Genomic DNA, 5,633 nt, shown 5'->3' with positions numbered 1-5,633 from the left:
TTAGTATTTTTATTAAAAAATTAAATGGTAATGGACTCGCTTTTGAAAGCTCGTCCCAGTATAGCTATCTCTCCAAAACACAGTCTATGCCCTGCTCACTGATTATTTTTATCTCAAATAATTTGAATAATTTCCCAGGCAACTACTGGACAACAGTCACACACGAGTTATTTCATCTCTATGAGTATGGTTATGCTCAGTTTAAAAATAGTTGGTATCTAGAAAGTCTAGCAAACTGGTCTGAGAGAGCCTTGAAAAAAGATCCAGAAGACCCTAAACAAACAATTGCCTTACCTCAAAACAAGGTTAAGCTTGATTCACAAATTTTAAGAAACCCTTACAACCAACTTTGGCATAGGTTATTTATCCTAAATCAAGATGATCGTCTTATTTTCTCTCCCGATATTATGCAGCGTAAATATATCAATGGTTCTGATGTTTTTAAAGATAACCAATGGAGAGGCATAAATTTTGTCAGTAAATTTTTAGAAGATCTAAAACACTCCTCATCCACCATCTCCAAACAAAAAAATTGGCCTGAATATCAATGGGCTAGTGATATAAAAAAGGATACTCAATGGGATCCTATCATATTATCTATTATTCAAAAGCAATTAAAAAAAACACCTTATAAAAACATGCCAGAAGCATCATTTTTAAGAACAATCAAATTAAATGATTTGTATTTAGGTGAAAAATAACCCTTACAACCAGATATATTCGGATTTATAAGTTATCTAATTTCAATTACGTTCTGTAAATTTCTTTTCGCGTGTTGCTCAAATTTATCATTAAAGAATGCAGTCTGGTATAAAGGCTGCATTTGATAAAACGACTTTAATGCATCTCGCCTTTTCACTTGATAAATCTCACGATCAACCCGGATATATTCCTGACGAATCTGTGCTTCATATTCAGCAAATCTCTTCGGTGAAGCACCTAGAATTGCAAGATCAATATCAAGTAAATAATTAAGGTCTTTTTCTTGTGAAAGTGCATGTTGTTTAGTTGCAATAATCCAGCCATAGACTTTTTTTTCAATTACATCCTTTCCAAAAGCATTCCGACATAACAACTTCATTAAATCAGCACTTTGTTCTTCATTATCATGTGCTTGTGGATTGTAAATTACATCATGAAACCAGATAGCAAGTTCCAATGAAACCACATCATCAATATGATTTTTAATCTGGGTAAAAAGCTCTAAACACTCTACAATATGCTGACAAGTATGATATGAACGCTGCGATTCGGTATGGGCTTCAAGCAGTATATTCAATATTTGCCGACTTTGAATTTGATCTAAATATTGTCGCGCAAAATGTTCCCAATACATTTTAAATTTATACAGATCATCATGCATTGGAAACACCTAAGCTATTGTTGATTAAACTGTTTGTTCATCTCGCTTGAAAACCAACTCTCCGGCAAGTGAGCTCGCTTGATCAAAATAATATCCTTCCAGATTAAATGCTTTTAAATCATCAATTTTAGAAAGCTGATTTTGAATGATAAAGCGCGCCATTAATCCCCTCGCTTTTTTAGCATAAAAGCTAATGACTTTATATTTACCATTTTTTTGATCCAGAAACACTGGCTTGATAATATCAGCCTTGATCCTGCTTTCCTTAACAGACTTATAATATTCATCAGAAGCAATATTGACCAGTATCTTTGAGCCAGCCTGTTCCAGATCCTCATTGATCAAATCACTAATAATATCGCCCCAAAACTCATAAAGATTATGACCTCGAGGATTCTCTAGTTTTGTGCCCATTTCCAGACGATATGGCATCATCAAATCCATCGGACGTAGCAATCCATATAAACCAGACAGCATACGTAAATGCTGTTGAGCAAATTTAAAATCCTGATCGCTCAAATGATAAGCATCAAGACCTGTATATACATCACCTTTGAATGCAAAAAGTGCTTGGCGGGCATTTGAAAAATTAAAATCTGCATTCCAGTCTCGAAAACGCTCTACATTCAGATTGGCGATTTTTTCACTCACACTCATCAGATTGGCGATTTGTGAAGCAGATAACTTACGACTTACGTCTATAAGCAGTTGTGATTGATCTAGCAATCTTGGTAAAGTGTGAAATTCAGTTGGTAATGTAGATTCATAATCGAGAGTCTTAGCGGGGGAAATTAAGGCTAACATGTGCCACCTGGTCAAAAAATAATTAATCAGACTATATCAGTAGACTTATTTTAATGCCAATTCATGTTTTTGTTGAGCATTATCGGTAAACTATGCTATCCCCGCCAGTATTCGTTTAAATTATGTCCGAACAAATGTTCATTCAAGGTCCTGTGGGCAAAATTGAAGTTTTTGTCGACTATCCACAGGGCGAAGTCAAAGGTTTTGCTGTTGTTTGCCACCCTCACCCTCTCCAAGGTGGTACTCCCCAACATAAAGTTCCAGCTTTACTCGCTCAAATATTCGTAGAACAAGGGTTAATCGTCTATCGCCCTAGCTTTCGTGGTTCTGGAGAAAGCGCAGGCATACATGATGAAGGCTTTGGTGAAACTGAAGATACCTTGGAAGTCATTAAATACGTTCGGGAACTACATAAAGGTTTATTATTTTATGCGGGTGGCTTTAGCTTTGGTGCCCATGTTATGGCTAAAAGTTATCATGCACTCCCGGATGAACTCAAACCAAAACAATTGATTCTATGTGGCTTACCAACAGCAACAGTTGATGGTATTCGCCATTATGAAACACCTGCAATTAAGGGCGATATTTTATTTGTGCATGGTGAAGCAGATCCAACAACCCTTTTATCTGACGTCATTGCCTGGGCAAAACCACAACGACATATCATTACGGTTCTACCTGGTGCAAATCATTTCTTTACTGGGTATTTAAAACAACTTCGTATCGCAATCTCACGATTCTTACTGGTTGAATAGTCATTTTACACATTATTCATGATTTTCAAGGATGAAGATCATTCCAATTTAGCCCAAATTTAGCCAAATATTTTTTAACCCTGTCACTATCATTGCTACTTTGACGTTCCGTTCTGGATACAGCAAAAAGTTTACGTCCAGCATCCGCCATTGATTTTGATTGCCGGCAGATTTCAATGACCCCATTCAACTGAATACGATCAAATTCATCTATTTTATCAAGTTGATCTTCACTTAATATTTCATTCAAAATAGGAAACTCTTTTGCCTGATTCCCCACATTCCAGATCTTTTGTAAACGTTGAATTTCAGCATTTACTTCCTTTAAACCAATATAAGAGCCTTCTGTCAAAGTCGCCATTCGTGTAACACTGGCAGCGAGATCACGAAAGTTACCCTGCCATGTCGCATCTTTTGATTTTGCAAAATTAAGATAATTTACCAAAGCATCACTATGAAAACGTAGCTGTCTTTGATGTGTATTGGAAAATCGCTGTAATTCAAATTCCACATTTGGTGCAATATCTTCAATACGGTCTTTCAAACTTGGTAAAAAGAAAGTCCATGTATTTAATCTCGCCCATAAATCTTCCCTAAAACGACCAGCACATACCTCTTCCCGCAAATCTTTGTTTGTTCCAGCAATCAACTGAAAATCAGCATTAACTTCATGGTCTGCACCTACAGGGAAAAATGATTTATCTTCCAGAGCCTTCAAGAGCATTGCCTGTTCATCGAGCCCTAACTCACCTATTTCATCCAAAAATAAAATCCCTGCATCTGCACTTTTCAAAAGCCCCGTACGTGCTGAAACAGCACCAGTAAATGCACCTTTATTATGGCCAAATAAAGTAGACATCGCACTATCACCTAACAGAGTCGCGCAGTTCACATCCACAAAACGACCAGTTAAATGAAACTTTTCTTTTTTTAGAGCATAGATCTGCTTCGCCAGATGCGACTTCCCAACACCTGTTGCCCCCATAATCAATATAGGTGCATCAGAACGTGTCGCAACTATTTCAACCTCTTGAATCAGCTGATTAAACCCTTTATTTTGAGTCGCAATATTGGCTTTAAGTTTTTGCCAATGTTCATTTTTTTCTTGTTCAAATCGCTGTGTTAAGGCTGCATAGCGAGACAAATCCAGATCAATAATCCTGTATTCACCTTCGGGCTGTTGTTTACCTGTAGGTGAACTTTGAATCAGCTTTGCAGGTAGGTATTTAGCATCTACAAGTAAATACCAGCAAATCTGTGCTACATGTGTGCCTGTAGTGATATGCAGCAAATAATCATGATGCTCAGTATCAAAATCATAGCTTTTGACAAAATCATATAAAGCACCGTACATATCCGAAAAATCCCATGGATCACGGATATTCACTTTTACCCCTGTTAGCTGGGTATCTGGTGAAATTTCAAAAGCATCTTCTTTTAAACCATTAAATAAATTGGTATTGCGTTTATCATGTAAAAGCAACATTTCATCTATAATCAGATCATCATGCATGAGCAAACTCATACTTGGACGCCAGCGTTGCCAACGATCTGGTTTACGTCCCTGATCTAGGGTCGAACCTACAAAACCAATCACAACTGTTTTTTTAGATTTTTGCATATTTTCTATAAAATTTTATATATTCATATAAATTCTATCTGAACTCCCCATACCAAGGAAAGTTATTGATCAAAATTAGCTGCTAGACGTTTGAGTACAGAAACTCTAAAATCGTGGAAACGTTTATCAATAGCAAAAAAATATGCTTTTGTTTACTTTTCTAGGCACTTCATCTGGTGTGCCATCTTTGAGCCGAAATGTTTCAGGGCTTGCAATAAAAAATACCAAGAATAGAGACTGGATGTTGATCGATGCCGGTGAAGGAACCCAACATCAAATCCTACAGGCTAAATTATCATTACAACATCTAAAAGTGATATGCATTACACATGTACATGGTGATCATTGTTATGGTTTGATGGGCTTACTTGCAAGTGCAGGCATGAATAGCCGTAAAGAAAATCTGATCATCATTGCACCAAAGGAAATTCAAACCTGGTTAGAGGTGACAGCAAAACTGACTGAGCTTTATCTTCCTTATCCGATTCAGTTTATTGATGTCAAAGATATCTTAAATCAAGCTTTTCATATAGATGAATATTTATCCATACAGTGCGTTAGCCTGCATCACCGTGTTCCAAGCTACGCTTTTATCATTACAGCACAACATGTTCAAAAGAAATTAGATATTGAAACATTAAAAGAGCAAGGTTTACCTAAAGGTAAAGCATGGGGGACTTTGCAACAAGGAAATGATATTGAATGGAATAAACAAATATTTTTAAGCCAGGATTATGTGCAAACCTCAATTCAGCAAGTTCAGGCAATTATTGCAGGTGATAATGATATGCCAGAGCTTTTGAGTGACGCATGTAAAACTGCAAATGTACTGATTCATGAAACAACATACACTCAAGCAGTGTTAGATAAAGTGGGTAAAAGCCCTATGCATTGTTCAGCAAAAATGTTGGCTGAGTTTGCCGAATCTACAAGCTTACCCAACCTGATCGCAACCCACTTAAGCCCTCGCTATCATGATAAGCAAGGAATACAAACGATTCATGATGAAATTGCTGAGTTTTATCGGGGTCATTTCTTTATTGCAAATGACTTTGATCAATATCAACTTGATGCTTCTGCTGTTTTAATA

6 protein-coding genes are annotated in these 5,633 nt (G+C 36.6%); 3 read left to right on the top strand and 3 right to left on the bottom strand.

Annotation, left to right across the window (positions count from 1 at the left end; all coding sequences use genetic code 11):
• On the top strand, positions 1-701 hold a 701-nt coding region (locus KPC_RS20480; protein WP_121975611.1), incomplete at its 5' end, for a hypothetical protein.
• Between the two features lie 32 nt (positions 702-733).
• On the opposite strand, the gene KPC_RS17420 is transcribed toward KPC_RS20480, so the two are convergent.
• Complete coding sequence (locus tag KPC_RS17420; protein WP_121975610.1) at positions 734-1,363, bottom strand: HD domain-containing protein; 630 nt, start codon at positions 1,361-1,363, stop codon at positions 734-736.
• A 24-nt stretch (positions 1,364-1,387) separates the two neighbouring features.
• Positions 1,388-2,167, bottom strand: coding sequence for a peroxide stress protein YaaA (gene yaaA, locus KPC_RS17415; RefSeq protein WP_121975609.1), 780 nt, complete (start codon positions 2,165-2,167; stop codon positions 1,388-1,390).
• 122 nt (positions 2,168-2,289) lie between these two features.
• Between yaaA and KPC_RS17410 the strand changes: the two genes are divergently transcribed.
• Positions 2,290-2,922 carry an alpha/beta hydrolase gene (locus KPC_RS17410; protein WP_121975608.1) on the top strand — a complete coding sequence of 211 codons (633 nt, stop codon included), beginning with the start codon at positions 2,290-2,292 and terminating at the stop codon, positions 2,920-2,922.
• 25 nt (positions 2,923-2,947) lie between these two features.
• Here the strand turns inward: KPC_RS17410 and rtcR are convergent, their stop codons facing one another.
• Positions 2,948-4,543 carry an RNA repair transcriptional activator RtcR gene (gene rtcR / locus KPC_RS17405; protein WP_121975607.1) on the bottom strand — a complete coding sequence of 532 codons (1,596 nt, stop codon included), beginning with the start codon at positions 4,541-4,543 and terminating at the stop codon, positions 2,948-2,950.
• Positions 4,544-4,685: 142 nt separating this feature from the next.
• On the opposite strand from rtcR, the gene KPC_RS17400 reads away from it, so the two are divergent.
• A partial coding sequence (locus KPC_RS17400; RefSeq protein ID WP_121975606.1) for a ribonuclease Z occupies positions 4,686-5,633 on the top strand: 948 nt, incomplete at its 3' end.

Origin of the sequence: Acinetobacter stercoris, from assembly GCF_900323515.1 — a bacterium.
In the GTDB taxonomy this organism is placed as follows: Bacteria; Pseudomonadota; Gammaproteobacteria; order Pseudomonadales; family Moraxellaceae; genus Acinetobacter; species Acinetobacter stercoris.
This window is presented reverse-complemented; position numbering and strand designations above follow the sequence as displayed.

Bases quoted from the DNA above. Each gene is read 5' to 3' on its own strand.
- KPC_RS17420 (WP_121975610.1), bottom strand. From the start codon at position 1,363: ATGCATGATGATCTGTATAAATTTAAAATGTATTGGGAACATTTTGCG.
- yaaA (WP_121975609.1), bottom strand. From the start codon at position 2,167: ATGTTAGCCTTAATTTCCCCCGCTAAGACTCTCGATTATGAATCTACA.
- KPC_RS17410 (WP_121975608.1), top strand. From the start codon at position 2,290: ATGTCCGAACAAATGTTCATTCAAGGTCCTGTGGGCAAAATTGAAGTT.
- rtcR (WP_121975607.1), bottom strand. From the start codon at position 4,543: ATGCAAAAATCTAAAAAAACAGTTGTGATTGGTTTTGTAGGTTCGACC.